This window comes from Mycobacterium sp. NTMscope_Eco_3 (genome assembly GCF_976985685.1).
On record NZ_CDRJYZ010000001.1, the window covers coordinates 3,797,936 to 3,818,480 of the forward strand.

The 20,545-nt window shown below is 68.2% G+C and carries 18 protein-coding genes and 2 tRNA genes; 8 read left to right on the forward strand and 12 right to left on the reverse strand.

The annotated features are described in order from the left end of the window. Positions 1 to 57: 57 nt before the first annotated feature. Positions 58 to 759, forward strand: coding sequence for an IclR family transcriptional regulator (locus AC0KTM_RS17405; RefSeq protein WP_225329118.1), 702 nt, complete (start codon positions 58 to 60; stop codon positions 757 to 759). Between the two features lie 52 nt (positions 760 to 811). Beyond that, positions 812 to 1,324, forward strand: coding sequence for a pyridoxamine 5'-phosphate oxidase family protein (locus tag AC0KTM_RS17410; RefSeq protein WP_225329119.1), 513 nt, complete (start codon positions 812 to 814; stop codon positions 1,322 to 1,324). A gap of 16 nt (positions 1,325 to 1,340) precedes the next feature. Here AC0KTM_RS17410 and AC0KTM_RS17415 read toward each other — a convergent pair. The 4 genes from AC0KTM_RS17415 to AC0KTM_RS17430 form a co-directional block, all read right to left on the reverse strand. After that, positions 1,341 to 1,413 (reverse strand) — tRNA-Glu (locus AC0KTM_RS17415). A 73-nt stretch (positions 1,414 to 1,486) separates the two neighbouring features. Then, positions 1,487 to 1,558: transfer RNA gene (locus AC0KTM_RS17420), tRNA-Gln, on the reverse strand. A 151-nt stretch (positions 1,559 to 1,709) separates the two neighbouring features. Then, complete coding sequence (gene gltX / locus AC0KTM_RS17425; protein ID WP_238956521.1) at positions 1,710 to 3,176, reverse strand: glutamate--tRNA ligase; 1,467 nt, start codon at positions 3,174 to 3,176, stop codon at positions 1,710 to 1,712. Next, the gene (locus AC0KTM_RS17430; protein ID WP_225329121.1) at positions 3,173 to 3,979 is read right to left on the reverse strand and encodes a fumarylacetoacetate hydrolase family protein; all 807 of its coding nucleotides are present in this window, start codon (positions 3,977 to 3,979) and stop codon (positions 3,173 to 3,175) included. The genes gltX and AC0KTM_RS17430 overlap by 4 nt, the downstream gene beginning before the upstream one ends. 229 nt (positions 3,980 to 4,208) lie before the next feature. On the opposite strand from AC0KTM_RS17430, the gene AC0KTM_RS17435 reads away from it, so the two are divergent. Then, the gene (locus AC0KTM_RS17435) at positions 4,209 to 5,531 is read left to right on the forward strand and encodes an MFS transporter (protein ID WP_472416251.1); all 1,323 of its coding nucleotides are present in this window, start codon (positions 4,209 to 4,211) and stop codon (positions 5,529 to 5,531) included. 30 nt (positions 5,532 to 5,561) lie between these two features. Next, complete coding sequence (locus AC0KTM_RS17440; RefSeq protein ID WP_472416253.1) at positions 5,562 to 6,722, forward strand: MFS transporter; 1,161 nt, start codon at positions 5,562 to 5,564, stop codon at positions 6,720 to 6,722. Here the strand turns inward: AC0KTM_RS17440 and AC0KTM_RS17445 are convergent. Then, positions 6,719 to 7,729 carry a 3-isopropylmalate dehydrogenase gene (locus AC0KTM_RS17445; RefSeq protein ID WP_225329123.1) on the reverse strand — a complete coding sequence of 337 codons (1,011 nt, stop codon included), beginning with the start codon at positions 7,727 to 7,729 and terminating at the stop codon, positions 6,719 to 6,721. The two genes, AC0KTM_RS17440 and AC0KTM_RS17445, sit on opposite strands and share 4 nt — an antisense overlap. Beyond that, entirely contained in the window at positions 7,726 to 9,312 is a 1,587-nt protein-coding gene (gene serA / locus AC0KTM_RS17450; protein WP_225329124.1) for a phosphoglycerate dehydrogenase, read from the reverse strand. Before serA ends, AC0KTM_RS17445 begins: the two co-directional genes overlap by 4 nt. Before the next feature lie 29 nt (positions 9,313 to 9,341). Here serA and AC0KTM_RS17455 point away from each other — a divergent pair, with 29 nt between their 5' ends. Beyond that, positions 9,342 to 10,769, forward strand: a complete 1,428-nt coding sequence (locus tag AC0KTM_RS17455; protein ID WP_472416255.1) for a phytoene desaturase family protein — start codon at positions 9,342 to 9,344, stop codon at positions 10,767 to 10,769. Then, positions 10,766 to 11,368 (forward strand): NAD(P)H:quinone oxidoreductase, encoded by a 603-nt coding sequence (gene wrbA / locus AC0KTM_RS17460; protein ID WP_225329126.1) that lies wholly within the window; start codon positions 10,766 to 10,768, stop codon positions 11,366 to 11,368. Before AC0KTM_RS17455 ends, wrbA begins: the two co-directional genes overlap by 4 nt. An 86-nt stretch (positions 11,369 to 11,454) precedes the next feature. On the opposite strand, the gene ilvC is transcribed toward wrbA, so the two are convergent. Genes ilvC through AC0KTM_RS17475 form a run of 3 tightly spaced genes read right to left on the reverse strand, consistent with a single transcriptional unit; the run spans position 11,455 to position 14,798 of the window. Further along, positions 11,455 to 12,456 carry a ketol-acid reductoisomerase gene (gene ilvC / locus AC0KTM_RS17465; RefSeq protein ID WP_472417498.1) on the reverse strand — a complete coding sequence of 334 codons (1,002 nt, stop codon included), beginning with the start codon at positions 12,454 to 12,456 and terminating at the stop codon, positions 11,455 to 11,457. A 33-nt stretch (positions 12,457 to 12,489) separates the two neighbouring features. Further along, entirely contained in the window at positions 12,490 to 12,996 is a 507-nt protein-coding gene (gene ilvN / locus AC0KTM_RS17470) for an acetolactate synthase small subunit (protein WP_225329127.1), read from the reverse strand. After that, a complete protein-coding gene (locus AC0KTM_RS17475; protein WP_225329133.1) occupies positions 12,996 to 14,798 on the reverse strand; it encodes an acetolactate synthase large subunit in 1,803 nt (600 codons plus the stop codon). The genes ilvN and AC0KTM_RS17475 overlap by 1 nt, the downstream gene beginning before the upstream one ends. A gap of 406 nt (positions 14,799 to 15,204) precedes the next feature. Here AC0KTM_RS17475 and AC0KTM_RS17480 point away from each other — a divergent pair, with 406 nt between their 5' ends. Beyond that, positions 15,205 to 15,561 (forward strand): PH domain-containing protein, encoded by a 357-nt coding sequence (locus AC0KTM_RS17480; protein WP_238957346.1) that lies wholly within the window; start codon positions 15,205 to 15,207, stop codon positions 15,559 to 15,561. 12 nt (positions 15,562 to 15,573) lie between these two features. On the opposite strand, the gene AC0KTM_RS17485 is transcribed toward AC0KTM_RS17480, so the two are convergent. Continuing rightward, on the reverse strand, positions 15,574 to 16,434 hold the full coding sequence (locus AC0KTM_RS17485; protein ID WP_238956525.1) for a DoxX family protein: 861 nt from the start codon (positions 16,432 to 16,434) through the stop codon (positions 15,574 to 15,576). Positions 16,435 to 16,688: 254 nt separating this feature from the next. On the opposite strand from AC0KTM_RS17485, the gene AC0KTM_RS17490 reads away from it, so the two are divergent. Next, positions 16,689 to 17,819: a PQQ-dependent sugar dehydrogenase gene (locus AC0KTM_RS17490; protein ID WP_225329129.1), complete on the forward strand. Its 1,131-nt coding sequence runs from the start codon at positions 16,689 to 16,691 to the stop codon at positions 17,817 to 17,819. A gap of 89 nt (positions 17,820 to 17,908) precedes the next feature. Here AC0KTM_RS17490 and gatB read toward each other — a convergent pair whose 3' ends face one another. Beyond that, a complete protein-coding gene (gene gatB, locus AC0KTM_RS17495) occupies positions 17,909 to 19,420 on the reverse strand; it encodes an Asp-tRNA(Asn)/Glu-tRNA(Gln) amidotransferase subunit GatB (RefSeq protein WP_238956526.1) in 1,512 nt (503 codons plus the stop codon). A gap of 10 nt (positions 19,421 to 19,430) precedes the next feature. Then, the gene (locus tag AC0KTM_RS17500; RefSeq protein WP_308193083.1) at positions 19,431 to 20,357 is read right to left on the reverse strand and encodes a MinD/ParA family ATP-binding protein; all 927 of its coding nucleotides are present in this window, start codon (positions 20,355 to 20,357) and stop codon (positions 19,431 to 19,433) included. Positions 20,358 to 20,545: the final 188 nt, after the last annotated feature.

Here is a 20,545-nt window from a genome sequence, read left to right on the forward strand (position 1 = left end):
GCGGCTCGCTGATCATTCAGGCTGTGATCTCAGAATGCGAGACGCTAGTATCTTCCTGTGAGACAGCATAGCGGTATCGGCGTCCTGGACAAAGCCGTGGGTGTCCTGCACACCGTCGCCCAATCCCCCTGCGGATTAGCCGAACTGTGTGAGCGCACCGCGCTGCCCCGGGCCACGGCCTATCGGCTGGCGGCGGCCCTCGAAGTGCATCGCCTGCTGGCGCGCGACGAGGAGGGGCGCTGGCGGCTCGGCCCGGCCGTCACCGAACTCGCCGCTCACGTCAACGATCCGCTGCTGGCCGCCAGCAGCGCGGTGCTGCCGCTGTTGCGCGAGACCACCGGCGAAAGCGTGCAGCTGTACCGACGTGAGGGCACCGACCGGGTCTGTGTGGCCGCCCTGGAACCCGCTGCGGGCCTTCGCGATACGGTTCCGGTCGGGGCGCGACTGCCCATGACGGCGGGGTCGGGCGCCAAAGTGCTGCTGGCCCACAGCGACGCGGCCACCCAGAAAGCGGTACTGACGACGGCGAAGTTCACCGAACGAACGCTGGCCGAAGTGCGGCGGCGTGGCTGGGCCCAAAGCGTGGCCGAGCGCGAGCCGGGGGTGGCCAGTGTGTCCGCGCCGGTGCGCGACGGCCGCGGCGCCGTCGTCGCCGCCATCTCGGTGTCGGGCCCCATCGACCGGATCGGCAGGCGTCCGGGCGCGCGTTGGGCCGCCGAGCTGCTGTCCGCGGCCGACGCGATGGCCCGCCGGCTGTAGTTCCCCGAGTCCTCCCGCGAGCAGACGCAGCGGGCCTGACAGACTGACCGGCATGGGAACCAATCAGCGCGCGAGCATCGTCATGTCGGAAGACGAGATCGCCGACTTCGTCGTCAAGAGCCGCACCGGAACGCTGGCAACCATCGGCCCCGACGGCCAGCCGCATCTGACCGCCATGTGGTACGCCGTGGTCGACGGCGAGATCTGGCTGGAGACCAAGGCGAAGTCTCAGAAGGCCATCAACCTCAAGCGGGACCCGCGGGTGAGCTTCCTGATCGAGGACGGCCACACCTACGACACGCTTCGCGGGGTGTCCTTCGAAGGGGTTGCGGAGATCGTGGACGATCCCGACGTCGCGCACCGGGTGGGGGTCAGCGTCTGGGAACGCTATACCGGCCCCTACACCGACGACATGAAGCCGTTCGTCGAGCAGATGATGAACAAGCGGGTCTGTGTTCGCATTGTGGCCCGACGCGCTCGTTCGTGGGATCACCGCAAACTCGGTTTGGCGCACATGCCGGTGGGCGGATCGACCGCGCCGGCCGCACTGGGGACCGACCAGTAACTGCGGCTTTAATTTGTAGCCCCGATGGGATTCGAACCCACGCTACCGCCGTGAGAGGGCGGCGTCCTAGGCCGCTAGACGACGGGGCCAGAAACGATCCGAGCAGTCAGCATAGCTCACCGCGCTAAGCCCACCTAATCGCTTGAGGTGGCGAGAATTTTGCTGGGGTACCAGGACTCGAACCTAGAATGGCTGAACCAGAATCAGCTGTGTTGCCAATTACACCATACCCCATTGGCTGCCTAAAACTGCTGGTCAGCGTCGATTGCGGGCCTGTACAAGCTCTTTGGGGACCGCCGCTGCCAGTCGTTGTCGGCTTTGGTAAACCGCAGTGCAGACTACCAAAGTCTCGCGGGCCAGTCCGCACGCGTGGTCTGGGTCTGTCCTAACCGGTCGTCGCGCGCGCGGCGCCCAGCCGCTGCACGCTGCGGTCCCGGCCGAGCAGCTCCAGCGACTCGAACAACGGCGGGCTGATCGTCGTCCCGGTGGCGCCCACGCGGATCGGGCCAAACGCCTTGCGCGGTTTGAGGCCCAGCTCGTCGATGAGCGCGGTTTTGAGGGCGGCCTCGATCTGGGGCGTCGTCCAGTCCGCGACGTCGTGCAGCGCGGCCAGCGCCGCATCGAGCACCGCGGCCGCGTCCGGACCCAGCTCCTTGGCGGCGGCCTTGGGGTCGATCGCGTACTCGTCGTCGTTGAGGAACTTCAACAGGTCCCAGGCGTCACCGAGCACCACGATCCGGGTCTGCACCAATTCGGCGGCCGTGGCGAAGGCGGCGTCGTCGAGCTCGAGGCGATGACCGTGGACGCCGAAGTAATCGCGCAGCCTGGCGGTGAAGTCCTCGACGGTCAGCATCCGGATGTGCTCGGCGTTGAGCGCGTCGGCCTTCTTCTGGTCGAAGCGGGCCGGATTGGAGTTGACGTTGACCACGTCGAACGCGGCCACCATCTCATCGAGACTGAACACATCGTGGTCGTCGGCGATGGCCCAGCCCAGCAACGCCAGGTAATTGAGCAGCCCTTCGGGGATGAAGCCGCGGTCGCGGTGGGCGAACAGATTCGACTGCGGGTCGCGCTTGGACAGCTTTTTGGTGCCCTCCCCCAATACCGTTGGCAGGTGCGCGAACTGCGGCGTGCGCTCGGCGACGCCGATCCGGATCAGCGCCTGATACAGCGCGAGCTGGCGCGGTGTCGACGGCAGCAGGTCCTCGCCGCGCAGCACATGGGTGATCTTCATCAGCGCGTCGTCACAGGGATTGACCAAGGTGTACAACGGATCTCCGTTGGCGCGGGTCAGCGCGAAGTCGGGCACGGACCCGGCCGCGAAGGTGGTGGTGCCGCGCACCAGGTCGTCCCAGCCGAGGTCGTCGTCGGGCATCCGCAGCCGCACCACCGGCTGGCGCCCCTCCGCGAGGAACGCCGCGCGCTGCGAATCGGTGAGCTGCCGGTCGAAATTGTCGTAACCGAGCTTGGGATTACGGCCCGCGGCGATGTGGCGCGCCTCGACCTCCTCCGGCGTCGAGAAGGCGTAGTACGCCTCCCCCGCTTCGACCAGCTTGGCCACCACGTCGCGATAGATCTCGCTGCGCAGCGATTGGCGGTACGGGCCGTAGGGACCGCCCACCTCGGGTCCCTCGTCCCAGTCCAGGCCGAGCCAGCGCAGCGCGTCCAGCAGTGCCAGATAGCTTTCCTCACTGTCGCGTTGGGCGTCGGTGTCCTCGATGCGAAAGACGAAGGTGCCCCCGGTGTGTCGGGCGTAGGCCCAGTTGAACAGCGCCGTGCGGACCATCCCGACGTGCGGGGTGCCGGTGGGCGACGGGCAGAATCGGACGCGTACGTTCGCGGGTGCAGTCACGATTTTCCTTTGCGGAGCACGGGATTGGTGAGGGTGCCGATGCCCTCGATGGTGATGGAGACGGTGTCGCCGTCCTCGATGGGGCCGACGCCCGCCGGGGTGCCGGTGAGGATGAGATCGCCGGGTAGCAATGTCATCACCGCCGAAATCCACTCGACGATCGCGCCGATGTCATGGATCAGCAGCGACGTGCGGCTGTGCTGCTTGACCTCACCGTTGACCTCGGTGCGCAATTCGAGATCGCCCGGGTCCAGCGGCTTGAGGTCGGTGACGATCCACGGCCCGACCGGGCAGAAGGTGTCGTGGCCTTTGGCCCTCGTCCATTGGCCGTCGGCTTTTTGTTGATCGCGCGCCGACACGTCGTTGCCGATGGTGTAGCCAAGGATGTTCTCCGCGGCCTGGGCGGCCGAGACGTCCTTGCAGGGCCGGCCGATGACCACCGCCAGCTCGCCCTCGAAGTGCACCGGTGATGCGTTGGCCGGCAAGCGAATCGGCACGTTGGGCCCGATGATGGCGGTGCTCGGCTTGAGGAAGATCACCGGCTCGGCCGGCGCGGGTCCGGTCATCTCTTTCATCTCGGCGATGTGGTCGGCGTAGTTCTTGCCGACGCAGACCACCTTGCTGGCGAGTATCGGGGCGAGCAGCCGGACGTCGGCCAGCGGCCATGATCGGCCGGTGAAGTTCGGCGTGCCGAAGGGGTGCTCGGCGATCTCGCGGGCGATCATCTCGGCTGGGTCGTCGAGTTCGCCTTCGATGCTGACGAAGGCGACACCGTCCGGGCTGGCGATTCGACCAAGGCGCATTCAGTTGAGCCTAGTGACGGTCGCGAGCGCGGCGTAGCCGGGCGTGGCGGGCCGTCACCGTCGGGCCGAGTCGGGCGACGATTCGGGCCGGGACGGCCCGAGGAGGAGCCAGACAATCCCACCTAGTGAGGGTCGCGAGCGCGGCGCAGCCGGGCGTGGCGGGGCAGGCAATGACCAGCAACGGCAACGTCCTGCGGCGAAATTTCCAAGCGGTATGCAAGCATGGGGAATGCAGACCGACTCGACCGCTACGCGCGAAATCGGCGCGGGCGCGCGCTGGTCGATCATGATCGTTTCGCTGCTGGCGACGGCGAGTTCATTCCTCTTCATCAACGGCGTCGCGTTTTTGATCCCGTCGCTGCGGGCCTCGGGCGGAATCCGGCTGGACGAAGCCGCTCTGCTGGCCTCGATGCCCAGCTGGGGCATGGTGGTGACGCTGTTGCTGTGGGGTTATGCGCTGGACCGGGTGGGCGAACGGGTGGTGATGGCCACTGGGTCGGCGCTGACCGCGGCGGCGGCCTACGCCGCGGCGTCGGCGCATTCGATGGTGCTGATTTCCGTGTATCTGTTTCTCGGCGGCATGGCCGCCGCCAGTTGCAACACGGCGGGCGGCCGGCTGGTGTCCGCCTGGTTTCCGCCACACCAGCGCGGCCTGGCGATGGGTATCCGCCAGACCGCGCAACCCTTGGGAATCGCGTTGGGCGCGATGGTAATTCCCGAACTCGCCGAACGGGGAGCGCAGCACGGCCTCAGATTCGCCGCCCTGGCGTGCGCGGTAGGGGCGATAGCGAGCGTGGTCGGAATCGTCGACCCGCCGCGGAAACCGCGCGCGAGCGCAAGCCATCAAGAACTCGCCAGCCCGTATCGAAGGTCGTTGACGCTGTGGCGGATTCACGCGGTGGCGGGCCTGATGATGATACCCCAAACGGTGACGGTGACGTTCATGCTGGTGTGGCTGATCAGGAACCTGCACTGGTCGGTTGCGGCCGCAGGCGGGTTGGTCACCCTGTCACAGCTGCTGGGCGCGCTCGGCCGGGTCGCCGTGGGCCGCTTGTCCGATCGAGTCGGCTCACGGATGCGGCCCGTCCGCTACATCGCGGCGGTCGCCGTGCTGACGCTTCTCCTGCTGGCGTGGGCCGACTACATGAATTCGCGGTGGCAGGCCGGGCTCATGGTGGTCATCGCCGTGATCTCGGTGCTCGACAACGGGCTGGAGGCCACTGCCATCACCGAATTCGCCGGGCCCTACTGGAGCGGGCGCGCGCTGGGCATCCAGAACACCACCCAGCGCATGATGGCGGCGGCCGGCCCCCCGCTGTTCGGCGCGTTGATCTCGGCCGCGAAATATCCACCGGCATGGACGTTGTGCGCATTGTTCCCACTGGCGGCGGTTCCCCTGGTGCCGACGCGGTTGCTCCCGCCCGGTTTGGAGACCAGAGCCCGGCGGCAAACCGTTCGTCGCGTCCGTTGGTGGCGGACGGTGCGTTCCCACGTAGTGCCGGATAAGCCGCAGCGACGTTTGCCGCAACGATCCGGTGAGAACTATCAATAGGTGCACACGACATCGACACGACGATGGGTGATGCTGGGAACGGGACTGATCGCGACGTTGAGCGCGACGGTCTTCATCAACGGCATCGCCTTTCTGATCCCCGCCCTCAACGACGTACGCGGCATCAATCTGGCCGAAGCGGCGCTGCTCTCGGCCATGCCCAGCTTCGGCGTGGTGGTCACGCTGATCGCCTGGGGCTACGTCCTCGACATCGTCGGCGAGCGGATCGTGCTCACGGCGGGCTTGGCCCTCACCGCGGCGGCGGCGCTTGCCGCGGCGGCCGTGCCGGAATCCATGCTGACGGAAGGGGTGGCCCTGTTCGGTGGTGGCATGGCCGCGGCGAGCGCCAACACCGCCAGCGGCCGGCTGGTGACGGGGTGGTTCCCCCCGCAGCAGCGCGGCCTGGCGATGGGGATTCGACAGACCGCGCAGCCGTTGGGAATCGCGTTGGCCGCCTTGGTACTTCCCGAGCTCGGCGAGCGCAGCATCTCGGTTGCGCTGTTGTTCCCGGCGGCCGTGTGCGCGGTGTCCGCGGTGCTGTGCGCCGTGTGGGTGCGCGATCCCGCACGCCCCGAACGGTCGGCCGCCGACAAGGCTGAATTGGCCAGCCCGTACCGCGGCAGCGCCGTGCTGTGGCGCATTCACTTCGCGTCGGCGCTGCTCATGGTGCCGCAGACCGTGGTCCTGACGTTCATGCTGGTCTGGTTGATGAAGAGCCAGCACTGGTCGATCGCGACGGCCGGCATCTTGGTGAGTTTCTCGCAGCTGCTGAGCGCGCTGGGTCGCATCGCCGTCGGTAGATGGTCGGACCGCCTGGGATCGCGAATGCGCCCGATCCGCATCATCGCGGTGACCGCCGCTGTGGTGATGATATTGCTGGCGATCGCCGATCACGCGCACTCGGTGGTGGCGGTGACGCTGATGGTCGCCGCGTCGGTGATCACCGTGCTGGACAATGGATTGGCGTTCACCGCCATTCCGGAAGTGGCCGGGCGCTTTTGGAGCGGGCGCGCCATGGGCGCGCAGAACACCACCCAGCGGCTCACCGCGGCGGTCGGGCCGCCGGTATTCGGCGAGGTGATCGACGCGACGGGGTACCCGCTGGCGTTCGCGGTGTGCGCGCTGTTTCCGGTGTTGGCCTTGCCGTTGGTGCCGTCGGAGGCGCGCTCGCGCGCGGCCGCCCGCGATTAAAGCCCGGCGGCAATCCGTTCGCCGACCTCGCGGGTGGAGAGCCGTTCGCTCCCGCGCGTTGCCAGGTGCCGCTCGACGGCCCGGTCCACCCGGGCGGCGGCCTCGTCCTCGCCGAGATGGGCGAGCAGCAACGCCACCGACATGATCGCCGCGGTCGGATCGGCGATGCCCTGCCCGGCGATATCCGGCGCGCTGCCGTGGACGGGCTCGAACATCGAGGGGTTGGTCCGGGTGGCGTCGATATTTCCGCTGGCGGCCAAGCCAATTCCGCCACATACCGCCGCCGACAGGTCGGTGATGATGTCGCCGAACAGGTTGTCGGTGACGATCACGTCGAAGCGACCGGGGTCGGTGACCATGAAGATGGTGGCCGCGTCGATGTGCTGATAGGCCACCTCGACGTCGGGATAGTCCTGGCCGACCTCGGCCACGATGCGCGACCACAACCTGCCGGCGAAGGTCAGCACGTTGGTTTTGTGCACCAGTGTCAAGTGCTTTCGGCGCCGCTGAGCGCGCTCGAACGCGTCGGCGACCACGCGTCGCACACCGAATGCGGTGTTCTGGCTGACCTCGGTGGCGACCTCGTTGGGCGTTCCGACGCGGATGGCGCCGCCGGTGCCGGTGTAGGGACCTTCGGTCCCCTCGCGCACCACCACGAAGTCGATCTCGGGGTTGCCGGCCAGCGGGCTGTTCACTCCCGGATACAGCCGCCCGGGCCGCAAGTTGATGTGATGGTCCAGCTCGAAACGTAAGCGCAGCAACAAACCTCGCTCCAGCACGCCGCTGGGCACCGACGGGTCACCGATGGCGCCGAGCAGGATGGCGTCATGCGCGCGCAGCTCGTCGACCGCCGAGTCCGGCAGCAGCTCGCCGGTGGCGTGGTAACGGCGCGCACCCAGGTCGTAGCTGGTCTTCTCCACCCCGGGCAGCACCGCGTCCAGGACTTTGATGGCCTCGGACACGACCTCCGGCCCGATACCGTCGCCCTCGATCACCGCGAGTCTCATGAAAGATCAACCACCTCAAGCTTGTTCGCGCCGACGGCCGCACCGATTTCCGACCGCACGTCGCCGGGCACGTCTCGGTCCAGGCGCAGCAGGATCGTCGCCCCCGGGCCCTCGGCGTCCTCGGAGAGTTGCGCGGCCTGGATATTCACCCCGGCCGAGCCCAGCAGGGTGCCGATCTTGCCCAGCGCGCCGGGCTGGTCGACGTAGTTGATCACCAGATTGATGCCGCGGGCGCGCAGGTCGAAGTTGCGGCCGTTGATCTGCACGATCTTCTCCACCAGCTGCGGCCCGGACAGCGTGCCGGCGACGTTGACCGCGCTGCCGTCGTGCGCGACCGCGCGCACGTCGACCACGCTGCGGTGGTTCGGGCTTTCCGAGGCCGTGCCGATCTCGGCGGTGACGCCGCGCTCTTCGGCCAGCCCCGGCGCGTTGACGAACGTCACCGGACCCTCGACGACGGCCGAGAACAACCCGCGCAGAGCCGAAAGCTTCAGCACCTCAACGTCTTCGGAAGCGAGCTCACCGCGCACCTGCACCGACAACGACACCGGCGGGCCGTCAGACAGCGTGGCGGCCAGCACGCCGAGCTTGCGCACCAGATCCAGCCACGGCGCCACCTCTTCGTTGACCACCCCGCCGCCGACGTTGACGGCGTCGGGAACGAATTCCCCGGCCAGCGCGAGCTTCACGCTCGCTGCGACATCGGTACCGGCCCGGTCCTGGGCCTCCTCGGTGGACGCCCCGAGATGCGGCGTGACCACCACCTGCGGCAGCTCGAACAGCGGGCTGTCGGTGCACGGCTCTTTGGAGAAAACGTCGAGGCCGGCCGCGCGCACGTGGCCACTGCGCACCGCGTCGGCCAGCGCCCCCTCGTCGACCAGGCCACCGCGGGCGGCGTTGACGATGATGACGCCCGGCTTGGTTTTCGCCAGCGCGTCCTTGCCGATCAGCCCGGCCGTTTCGGGCGTCTTCGGCAGGTGCACCGAGATGAAGTCGGCGCGGGCCAGCAGTTCGTCCAGCGTCAACAGCTCGATGCCCAGCTGCGCCGCGCGGGCCGGCGACACGTAGGGGTCATAGGCGATCAGGTGGGTGCCGAAGGCGCTGAGCCGCTGGGCAACCAGCTGCCCGATCCTGCCCAGCCCGACGACGCCGACCGTCTTGCCGAAAATCTCGGTGCCCGAGAACGACGACCGCTTCCAGGCGCGCTCGCGCAGCGAGGCGTCGGCCGCCGGGATCTCGCGGGCCGCGGACAGCAGCAGCGCCAGCGCATGCTCGGCGGCGCTGTGAATGTTCGACGTCGGCGCGTTGACCACCAGGACACCGCGCTCGGTGGCGGCATCCACGTCAACGTTGTCCAGGCCAACCCCGGCGCGGGCGACGATCTTCAGCTTGGGCGCCGCCGCCAGCACCTCGGCGTCGACGGTGGTGGCCGAGCGCACCAGCAGCGCGTCGGCCTCCGGCACGGCCGCCAGCAGCTTCTCCCGATCGGGCCCGTCGACCCAGCGCACCTCGACCTGGTCGCCCAGGGCCGCGACGGTTGATTCAGCGAGCTTGTCGGCAATGAGTACAACAGGCAGATTCACCCGGCCAGCCTATCGGCTGTAATTGACGGGTGGACATCACCATCGTCGGCAGCGGACCCAACGGGTTGACCGCCGCCGTAATCTGCGCCCGGGCAGGCCTGAAAGTGCAGGTCGTCGAAGCTCAACCGACGTTTGGCGGGGGTGCGCGCACCGCGGCCGACCCGGATTCTGCGGGAGTCTTGCACGACATCTGCTCGGCGGTGCACCCGTTGGCGCTGGCATCGCCGTTCTTCAAAGAGTTCGACCTGCCCGCGCGCGGCGTGCAATTGGCGGTGCCCGAGATTTCCTACGCCAACCCGCTGCCGGGCCGCCCGGCCGCCATCGCGTACCGCGACCTGGACCGCACCTGCGCCGAATTGGACCGCGGCGCGTCCTTCCGGCGCCTGCTCGGCCCCTTGGTCGAGCGCTCCGACGACGTGGTGGCCCTGCTGCTGGGCGACAAACGGTCGGTGCCGAACTCGGTGCCGTCCGCGTGGCGGCTCGGGCTGCGGATGCTGGCCCAAGGCACCCCCGCATGGGGGTCGCTGGCCGGCGAAGACGCCCGCGCCCTGTTCACCGGCGTTGCCGCCCATATCATTTCGCGGATGCCGTCGTTGACGGCGGCCGGCGCCGGGATGATGCTGGCAACCCTCGCGCATTCGGTGGGCTGGCCGATCCCGGCGGGCGGCAGCCAGGCGATCACCGACGCGCTGATCGCCGACCTGCGCGCCCACGGCGGCGAACTGACCGCCGGCACGGAGGTCACATCTCCGCCTGGCGGAGTCGTCGCCTTCGACACGGCGCCGACCGCGCTGCTGCGGATCTACGGCGACGCGCTCCCGACGCGCTACGCCAAGGCGTTGCGGCGCTACACATTTGGTCCCGGGGTCGCCAAGGTCGACTTCGTGCTGAGCGACGAGATCCCCTGGGCGGACCCGCGGCTACGGCAGGCCCCCACCCTGCATCTCGGCGGCACGCGAGCGCAGATGGCCCGCGCCGAGGCCGACATCGCCGCGGGCCGCCACGCGCAATGGCCGATGGTACTGGCCGCCTCCCCGCACATCGCCGACCCCGGCCGCATCGACGCCGCCGGACGCCGCCCGTTCTGGAGCTATGCCCACGTGCCGTCGCGGTCCACCGTCGACCCGACCGAAGCCGTGACCGCGGTGGTCGAGCGGTTCGCGCCCGGCTTCCGCGACGTCGTGGTGGCCGCACGCGCGGTGCCCGCCGCGCGGCTGTGCGACCACAACGCCAACTATGTCGGCGGCGACATCGGGATGGGCGGCAATTCGGCCTGGCGGGCGATCGCGGGCCCGACACCGCGGCTAAACCCTTGGCGCACACCCATTCCCAAGGTGTACCTGTGTTCGGCGGCCACACCGCCGGGCGGCGGCGTCCACGGCATGGCCGGCTACTACGCCGCGCGCACCCTGTTGCGCCGCGAATTCGGGATCGGCATGCCTAAGCTGGCCCCGTGACCAAACTCGCGATCATCTATTACTCGGCCACCGGCCACGGCACCACGATGGCGCAGCGCGTCGCCGCGGCGGCCGAATCGGCCGGGGCCGAAGTCCGCCTGCGCCACGTCGCCGAAACCCAGGACCCCGCCTCGTTCGCCCACAACCCGGCCTGGACGGCGAACTACGAGGCCACCAAGGACCTTCCGGCGGCCACCGGCGACGACATCGTCTGGGCCGACGCGGTGATCTTCGGTTCGCCGACGCGATTCGGCTCTCCGGCAGCGCAACTGCGCGCGTTCCTCGACTCGCTGGGCGGGCTGTGGGCGCAACGCAAGCTCGCCGACAAGGTGTACGCGGGCTTCACGTCGTCCAACACCGTGCACGGCGGTCAGGAAACCACCCTGCTCTCGCTGTACATCACGCTGATGCATTTCGGCGGCATCATCGTGCCCCCGGGCTACACGGATCCGTGCAAGTTCGTCGACGGCAATCCGTATGGGGTCAGCCTGGTCACCACCCACGACAACATCACCGAATTCGACGAGCCCACTGACAAGGCCCTCGAGCACCTGGCCCGCCGAGTGGTCGAAACGGCGGACCGCCTCACCTCGTCCTGAGCCGCCTCGCCTCTTAGCCCGCCGAACGTGCACTCACGGCGAAAAAATCGAAAACTCGCCCCGAGTGCACGCTCGGCGCCGAAAAGCTAAGCCGTCTCGGTGATCGGCCGGTCCACCCAGCTCATCAGGTCGCGGAGCTTCTTGCCGGTGACCTCGATGGGGTGCTCGGCGTTCTCCTTGCGCAGCTGCTCGAGTTGCTTGTTGCCGCCCTCGACGTTGGCGACCAGCTTCTTGACGAAGTCACCGTTCTGGATGTCGCGCAGGATCTCCCGCATGCGGTCCTTGGTGCCGGCGTCGATGACGCGCGGCCCCGACAGATACCCGCCGAACTCCGCGGTGTCGGACACCGAGTAGTTCATCCGGGCGATGCCGCCCTCGTACATCAGGTCGACGATCAGCTTGAGCTCGTGCAGCACCTCGAAGTACGCCATCTCCGGCGGGTAGCCCGCCTCGACCATCACGTCGAAACCGGTCTTCACCAATTCCTCTGTGCCACCGCACAAGACGGCTTGCTCACCGAACAGGTCGGTTTCGGTCTCGTCCTTGAAGGTGGTCTTGATGACGCCGGCGCGGGTGCCGCCGATGGCCTTGGCGTAGGACAGGGCGAGCGCCTCACTGTTGCCGGACGGGTCCTGGTCGACCGCGATCAGGCAGGGCACGCCCTTGCCGTCGACGAACTGCCGGCGCACCAGATGCCCGGGGCCCTTGGGCGCGACCATCGCGATGGTGACGTCGGCCGGCGGCTTGATCAGGTCGAAGTGGATGTTGAGGCCGTGACCGAAAAACAAAGCGTCACCGGGCTTCAGGTTCGGCTCGATGTCGTTCTTGAAGATGTCGGCCTGCGCGGTGTCGGGCGCCAGCAGCATGATCACGTCGGCCCACTTGGCGACCTCGGCGGGGGTGTCGACGTCCAGGCCCTGCTCGGAAACCTTGGCGCGGGACTTCGAACCCTCCTTCAGGCCCACCTTCACCTGCACGCCGGAGTCGCGCAGGCTCAACGAGTGCGCGTGCCCCTGGCTGCCGTATCCGATGACCCCGACCTTGCGACCCTGGATGATGGTCAGGTCCGCATCGTCGTCGTAGAACATTTCTAGTGCCACTGTTGAATATCTCCTTGTGTGTTACTTGGCCGTGCCGATTCCGCGGGGACCGCGAGACAACGACACCACTCCCGATTGGACGATTTCACGGATACCGAACGGTTCCAGGATCCGCAGCAGCGCCTCGATCTTGCCGCGGTCGCCCGTCGCCTCGATCGTCAGCGCCTCCGTTGATACGTCAATCACCTTGGCGCGGAACAGGTTCACCGCTTCGATCACCTGACTGCGGGTACCGGCGTCGGCGCGCACCTTGATCATCGCCAATTCCCGCGACACCGAGTTGCCGTCGTCCAGCTCGACGATCTTGATGACATTGATCAGCTTGTTGAGCTGCTTGGTGATCTGCTCGAGCGGGGTCTCCTCGGCGGAGACCACGATCGTCATCCGGGACATGTCCTTCTGCTCGGTCGCGCCGACAGCCAGCGACTCGATGTTGAAGCCGCGCCGCGAGAACAGCGCGGCCACGCGGGCGAGCACACCGGGTTTGTCTTCGACCAGCACCGAGAGAGTGTGCGTCTGCGGACTCATCAGGCGTGTCCTTCACTCTCGTCGTCGAACAGCGGGCGGATCCCCCGGGCCGCTTGAATCTCGTCATTGCTGGTGCCGGCGGCCACCATCGGCCACACCTGCGCGTCCGCTCCGACGATGAAGTCGATCACCACCGGGCGGTCGTTGATCGCACGCGCCGCGTTGATCACGTCGGCGACGTCTTCCTCACGCTCGCAACGCAACCCGACGCAACCCAGCGCCTCCGCCAGCTTCACGAAGTCCGGGATGCGGTGCGAATGCGTGGCCAGATCCGTTTGCGAGTAACGCTCTTCGTAGAACAGCGTCTGCCACTGGCGGACCATGCCCAGGTTGCCGTTGTTGATCAGCGCCACCTTGATCGGCACGCCTTCGATTGCGCAGGTGGCCAATTCCTGATTGGTCATCTGGAAACAGCCGTCGCCGTCGATCGCCCACACCTCCGCGTCCGGGCGGGCCATCTTGGCGCCCATGGCGGCCGGGATGGCGAACCCCATGGTGCCCAGACCGCCGGAGTTGAGCCAGGTGCGCGGTTTCTCATACGAGATGAATTGCGCCGCCCACATCTGGTGCTGCCCGACGCCGGCGACGTAAATGGCGTCCGGACCGGCGATCTGGCCCAGCTTCTCGATGACGTATTCCGGGCCGAGGCTGCCGTCGCTCTGCGGCCCGTAGCTGAGCGGGTACGTGGACCGAACCCCGTCGAGGTAGGCCCACCACTCGGTCATGTCGATCTTGCCGGGCACCCCGTCGTGGCGCAGCTGCTCGAGCAGCTCGGCGATGACGGCCTTGACGTCGCCGACGATCGGCACGTCGGCATGGCGGTTCTTGCCGATCTCGGCCGGGTCGATGTCGGCGTGGATGACCTTGGCGTCGGGCGCGAAGGTGTCCAGCTTCCCGGTCACCCGGTCATCGAAGCGGGTCCCCAGCGCGATCAGCAGGTCGCTGCGCTGCAGCGCGGCCACCGCGGCGACGGTGCCGTGCATGCCGGGCATGCCCATGTGCTGACGGTGGCTGTCCGGGAACGCGCCGCGCGCCATCAGCGTGGTCACCACGGGGATGCCGGTCAGCTCGGCCAGCTCGCGCAGCTGCTCGGTCGCGTCCCCCCGGATGACGCCCCCACCCACGTACAGCACCGGTTTGCGGGCGGCCGCGATCAGCTTGGCGGCCTCCCGGATCTGCCGGTTGTGCGGTTTGGTGTTCGGCTTATATCCGGGCAGGTCGATGCGCGGCGGCCAGCTGAACGTGCATTGGCCCTGCAGCACGTCCTTGGGGATGTCGACGAGCACCGCGCCGGGGCGGCCCGACGAGGCGATGTGGAAGGCCTCGGCGAGCACCTGCGGGATCTCGTTGCCGGAACGGACCAGGAAGTTGTGCTTGGTGATCGGCATCGTGATGCCCGAGATGTCGGCTTCCTGGAAGGCGTCGGTGCCGATCAGCGTGCGCCCGACCTGGCCGGTGACGGCGACCACGGGGATCGAGTCCATCTGGGCGTCGGCCAGCGCGGTGACCAGGTTGGTGGCCCCAGGGCCGGACGTCGCCATGCAGACGCCGACCTTGCCGGTGGCGTGCGCGTAGCCGCTGGCGGCGTGACCGGCACCCTGCTCGTGGCGGACCAGCACGTGACGCAGCTTCTTCGAGTCGAACAGCGGGTCATAGACCGGCAGCACGGCGCCGCCGGGAATGCCGAAGATGACCTCGACGTCGAGTTCCTCCAGCGAACGGATCACCGACTGCGCGCCGGTAAGTTGCTCGGGCCCAATGCGTTTCGGCTTGCCGTTCGCAGACTTCGCGGCGGGCTTCACCGCGTCGGTGGCGATGTCGGCGGCGCCCGGTGTGTCGGGGGCGGGCCGCCTGGTGGGAGCGCTCACTGGCTTTCAGTCCTTATTCACTCTGGGAATCTCGCGGGGGCAACAAAAAACCCCCGACAGCTCATCTGCTGCACGAGGGTTGCGCGTTGGTGCTGGATTGCTTCAAATGCTGACGGGCAAGTCAGGCACCAACGCGCCTAATTACTACGAGCATCCCGGGCTTTCCGGCGGTATCCATAGCGCTCGACGGTAGTCTTCGCACAGCTCAGCAGTCAAATCCGTCACCGTCACCAGCCGGGTTGGGCGCGGCGCCGCCGCGGGAGCGCTCGCGGGATCGTCCGGGCGCCCCGGGTGAAATGATGGTCGGGTGGCTACCGGTCCGTCTTCCCGAACACCTCTCGTGATCAAGGTGTCGCCCATCGCGCATCTGGCCGTCGGATTCTTGGCCCTGGGGTTGCTGATCCCGGTGATGCTGTGGCCGCCGTCCGCGCTGCTGCTGCTCGTTCCGGTGGTGCTGTCGGCGATGATCGTCCGGCTACGGACCGTCGCCGACGACCGCGGCGTCACCGTCCGGACGCTGCTGGGCAGCAAGACCGTGAACTGGGACGACATCGACGGACTGCGTTTCTACCGCGGTTCGTGGGCACGCGCCCGCCTCAAGAGCGGCGCCGAGCTGCGATTGCCGGCGGTCACCTTCTCGACGCTGCCGGAGCTGACCGCGGCCAGCTCGGGACGGGTTCCCAACCCCTATCGGTGAGGGCGGCCCGGTTCAGCCGATCGGGTTCACGCCATTGAGCGCCACCCACACGCCGATACCGGCGGCGACGCCGGCCAGCAGCGCGACGAAGGACCCGATGAACGGCCGATGGGCCCAGCCCCGGCGCGCGTCGAGACCGTAGCGGCCGGGTCCGCACAAGATGACCGCGGCGGCCATGGCGATGAGGGTGAGCTGGTATTCGTGCCCCTCGGGCAGGAAGAACGAGAAGGTGTGGGTGTGCGGCCGCGCCGAGACGGTGGCCAACAGACCGTTGATCAAAAATGCCAGCGCGCCGGCCGCGGCCAGCGGCGTGAACAGGCCCAGCACCAGCAGCACACCGGCCACCAGCTCGCCGCCGGCGCTCACGTAGGCGAGGATGTCGGCGTGCTGGTAGCCGACGTCGGACAGTGAGTTCCTGAAGCCGGTCACTCCCGAGCCGCCCCACCAGCCGAACAGCTTCTGCAGACCGTGGGCGCCGAGCACCACTCCCAGCCCGACCCGCAACACCAGCAAACCGAGGTGCTGGGTTCCGCGCCGGCCGACGTCGTGCAACCGGTCGTCGTGCTCGTCCTCGTCGATCTCCACGGAGTCGGGCGCCGCGTGCCGGGCGGCCGAATGCGGCTGGACATACGGCAGCGGCTCCTGGTGTTCCAGCAGGTTGTAACCCCCGGCCCCGGACCCGGCCATCGCCGCGGCGGCGCCGTAGGGGATGACGGTGGTGGTCCCCGTTGACGGGTTGAAGTCGCCGGGGTAGCCGACCGGCGTCAGATCATCTTCGGGGTCGACCAGACGCGCCGAGGCGGGGCGTCCCGGGGTCGGCTCCGGGGATTCGCCGGGCCGCTGCCAATCTGCGTCATTCGGTTGACTGGTCACGGGAGTCAGGGTAAGGGCAGATGGCCCCCGAATTGGGGATTTGAGCGGCGCTTTCGCCAGGCAATCGGCGGTTTGACCGCCAAATACGCCCGGATCGGTCCGAAATTGGCCCCCGAGCCGGTCTGGAGGGCCCCGACGGCACGATTCGACGCCCGGCGGCGACGGCCGGAAAGTGGGACCCGATCGAGTTTTCGGCGGCGGGCAAGCGGGACGTGTGTGGCGGCGGCGCAGGCGATGTCCGTAGCCTGACGGTCATGCGACTAGGGCGATCGGGGCGGTCGGTTCGGCGCGGGCTCGCCGCGCTGTGTGCCCTCGTGCTGGTGACGAGCGGGTGCGCGCGCTTCAACGACGCGCAATCACAACCGTTCACCACCGCCCCGGAATTGAAGCCGCAGCCCAGCTCGACGCCTCCCCCGCCGCCGCCGCTGCCGCCCACCCCGTTCCCGAAGGCCTGCCCGGCGCCGGGCGTCATGCAGGGCTGCCTGGAGAGCACCAGCGGCCTGATCATGGGGCCCGACAGCAAAACCGCGCTGGTCGCCGAGCGCACCACCGGCGCGGTCAAGGAGATCTCGGTCAGCGCCGAGCCGAAGGTGAAGATGGTCATTCCCGTCGACCCGTCCGGGGATGGCGGGCTGATGGACATCGTGCTCTCACCCACCTACACCCAAGACCGCCTGATGTACGCCTACGTCAGCACTCCGACCGACAACCGGGTCATCCGGATCGCCGACGGCGACATCCCGAAGGACATCCTGACCGGAATCCCCAAGGGCGCCACCGGCAACGCCGGGGCGTTGATCTTCACCAGTCCCACCACGCTGGTCGTGCTGACCGGCGACGCCGGTAACCCGGCGATGGCCGCCGACCCCAATTCGCTGGCCGGCAAGGTGCTGCGCATCGAGCAGCCGACCACCATCGGTCAGGCGCCGCCGACCACGGCGCTGTCCGGCGTGGGTTCGGGCGGCGGCTTGTGCATCGACCCGGTGGACGGCTCGCTGTATGTCGCCGACCGCACGCCGACCGCAGATCGGTTGCAGCGCATCACCAAAACGTCGGACGTCTCCACGGTGTGGACCTGGCCGGACAAACCCGGCGTGGCCGGATGCGCGGCGATGGACGGCACGGTGCTGGTCAACCTGATCAACACCAAACTGACGGTGGCGGTCCGGCTGGCTCCGACCACGGGTGCGGTCACCGGTGAACCCGACGTCGTCCGCAAAGACACCCACGCGCACGCGTGGGCGCTACGCATGTCACCCGATGGAAACGTCTGGGGCGCAACCGTAAACAAGACGGCGGGCGACGCCGAGAAGCTGGACGACGTGGTGTTCCCGCTCTTCCCGCAGGGCGGTGGCTTCCCCCGCAACAACGACGACAAGACGTAGCGCGGGCCAGCCCATTTTCGCGAAAGTGCAACTGGCGACGCATTTGCGAGAAGCGCCGTCGACAACCGCACTTTCGCGAGGTGGTGGGGCTAGCCCTGGCCGCAGGCCGCCAGGACAAGTTCGCGCACCCGGGCGGCGTCGGCCTGCCCGCGGGTGGCCTTCATCACCGCCCCGACGATCGCGCCCGCCGCGGCCACCTTTCCGCCCCGGATCTTCTCCGCCACATCGGGATTGGCGGCCAGCGCCTCGTCGACGGCGGCCTGGGTGACCGAGTCGTCACGCACCAGCGCCAGGCCGCGGGCGGTCATCACTTCCTCGGGCTCGCCCTCCCCGGCCAGCACACCCTCGACGACCTGGCGCGCCAGTTTGGTGGACAGCTTGCCCTCGTCGACCAAAGCCACCACCGCGGCGACCTGCGCGGGCGTGATGGCTAGCTCGTCGAGCGCGACGTTGGCCTCATTGGCCTTCTGCATCAAGAAGTTTCCCCACCAGGCGCGCGCCTGCTCGCTGGATGCGCCGTGTTCGATGGTGGCAGTGACGAGTTCGATCGCGCCGGCGTTGACCAGGTCGCGCATCACCTCGTCGGAGATTCCCCACTCTTCCTGAATTCGCTTGCGGCTCAACCACGGTAGCTCGGGGATGGTCTGCCGTAGCCGCTCGACCAGTTCGCGGCTGGGCGCCACGGGCTCCAGGTCGGGCTCGGGGAAGTAGCGGTAGTCCTCGGCGGTCTCCTTGACGCGGCCCGGGCTGGTGTAGCCCGACTCGTGAAAGTGCCGGGTTTCCTGGGTGATCTGGCCGCCCGAGGCCAGAACCGCGGCCTGACGCTGCATCTCGTAGCGCACGGCCACCTCGACGCTTTTGAGCGAGTTGACGTTCTTGGTTTCGGTGCGGGTACCGAACTCGGCCTGACCGGTCGGCTTCAGCGACACGTTGGCGTCACAGCGCATCGAACCCTGATCCATCCGGACATCGGATACGTCCAAGGCGCGCAACAGGTCCCGCAACGCCGTCACGTAGGCCCGGGCGATCTGCGGCGCCCGGTCCCCGGCCCCGACGATGGGCTTGGTGACGATCTCGATCAGTGGCACCCCGGCGCGGTTGTAGTCGATCAGCGACGTCGTCGCGCCGTGAATGCGACCGGTCTCGCTGCCGATGTGGGTGAGCTTGCCGGTGTCTTCCTCCATGTGCGCGCGCTCGATCTCCACCCGCCAGGTGCTGCCGTCTTCCAGCGGGGCCTCGAGGTAGCCGTTGATGGCGATGGGCTCGTCGTACTGCGAAATCTGGTAGTTCTTCGGCATGTCCGGGTAGAAGTAGTTCTTCCGGGCGAAGCGGCACCAGGGCACGATCTCGCAATTGAGCGCCAGCCCGATCCGGATGGCCGACTCCACCGCGGTCTGGTTGAGCACCGGCAGCGAGCCGGGCAGCCCGAGGCACACCGGGCACACCTGGGTGTTGGGCTCGGCGCCGAACGCGGTGGTGCAGCCGCAGAACATCTTGGTGACGGTGGACAGCTCGACGTGCACCTCGAGGCCCAGGACGGGGTCGAAACGCGCGATGACGTCGTCGTACTCCATCAGGTCGGCGCTGGCGGCAACACTCATGCGCTCGATCCTAATGGTGGTGGCGGTCGTGCTCCCCTCCCCTGCCCGGGAACATCCCGGCCAGCACGGCGGCCATCTCGAGGTAGCTGCGCCGGCTCTCCTTGCTCATTCGGTCCAGCGCGATCTTCCTGCCCTCGTGCACGTGCCGGTCGAACGGCAGCACCACCGTGGCGGCGACGCGCGCGGACAGTCGGTCGAGTTCCGTGACGGCCACGCCTTCCACCTTGGCAGGCTCGAGGTGATTGACCGCGAGCACGGTCGACGTCATCAGTCGTTGATACCCGTTGTGGCACAGCCACTCCAGGGTCGTCTGGGTCTTGCGTATCGCATCGATGGAGGTGCTCGTGACCACCACGAGGGCCCGCGACTCCGGCAGAACCGCCTCCATCACAGTGGAATTGAGCGACTTCACGCAATCGACGAGCACCACCGAATACTGATTTCGCAGCATCGAGAACACCCGCAGGACGTCACGGCGCTCCAGGCGCCAGTCGGTGCGCGCGTAGTCCGGCAATCCGAGCACTTCCAGCCCGAAACCGTTCATATAGGTCAGCGCCCGGATGTCCTCGTAGCGGGTTGCCGGGCCGCCGCGGAGCAGGTCGGCCATGCTGTGCGGGTTGTGACGGCCGTGGCGTTCCGCCAGGTCGCCCGCGTCGATGTCGAGGGCGAGCACCCGGTCGTTGCGCACCGCGGCGAAGGTCGAGCCGAGGCCCTCGACCACGGCGGTCTTGCCGACCCCGCCTTTGAGGTTGAGGACGGCGATCGGGAAGGCGCCCCCCACGGTCGCGCGGATGCGATCCCGCAGCTCGTTTTCGTAGGCGGTGTTTTTGCCGGGTCCGAGATCGATCCCGGTGACCTTGTGGATCAGCCCTCGCCAGTTGAGCCTGGCGTCGGTATCGGGGTGGTCGAAGCGGTCCAGCGCCGTCTCGCCCAGCATCGGCCCCGGGTGGGGCGGCGGTCCCGGGCGACGGCGGGCGGGATCGCGGGGTTGCGGCACCGTGGTGTCCGACGGGCCGGCGCCGGCGCGCCACCCGGGCGGACGCGGGTCGTGGTGTGGCGGGCCCGGCGGTCCCGCCGATCCCATAGATTGCTGAACGTCGCCGCGACTTGCACCACGGTTGCTCA

What these genes read in the sequence shown, in the direction of transcription:
- AC0KTM_RS17445 (WP_225329123.1), bottom strand. Translation starts at nt 7,729, where the DNA reads ATGAGACTCGCGGTGATCGAGGGCGACGGTATCGGGCCGGAGGTCGTG.
- AC0KTM_RS17410 (WP_225329119.1), top strand. Translation starts at nt 812, where the DNA reads ATGGGAACCAATCAGCGCGCGAGCATCGTCATGTCGGAAGACGAGATC.
- AC0KTM_RS17435 (WP_472416251.1), top strand. Translation starts at nt 4,209, where the DNA reads ATGCAGACCGACTCGACCGCTACGCGCGAAATCGGCGCGGGCGCGCGC.
- AC0KTM_RS17500 (WP_308193083.1), bottom strand. Translation starts at nt 20,357, where the DNA reads ATGCTGGGCGAGACGGCGCTGGACCGCTTCGACCACCCCGATACCGAC.
- AC0KTM_RS17430 (WP_225329121.1), bottom strand. Translation starts at nt 3,979, where the DNA reads ATGCGCCTTGGTCGAATCGCCAGCCCGGACGGTGTCGCCTTCGTCAGC.
- ilvN (WP_225329127.1), bottom strand. Translation starts at nt 12,996, where the DNA reads ATGAGTCCGCAGACGCACACTCTCTCGGTGCTGGTCGAAGACAAACCC.
- ilvC (WP_472417498.1), bottom strand. Translation starts at nt 12,456, where the DNA reads ATGTTCTACGACGACGATGCGGACCTGACCATCATCCAGGGTCGCAAG.
- AC0KTM_RS17490 (WP_225329129.1), top strand. Translation starts at nt 16,689, where the DNA reads ATGCGACTAGGGCGATCGGGGCGGTCGGTTCGGCGCGGGCTCGCCGCG.
- AC0KTM_RS17440 (WP_472416253.1), top strand. Translation starts at nt 5,562, where the DNA reads ATGCTGGGAACGGGACTGATCGCGACGTTGAGCGCGACGGTCTTCATC.
- gatB (WP_238956526.1), bottom strand. Translation starts at nt 19,420, where the DNA reads ATGAGTGTTGCCGCCAGCGCCGACCTGATGGAGTACGACGACGTCATC.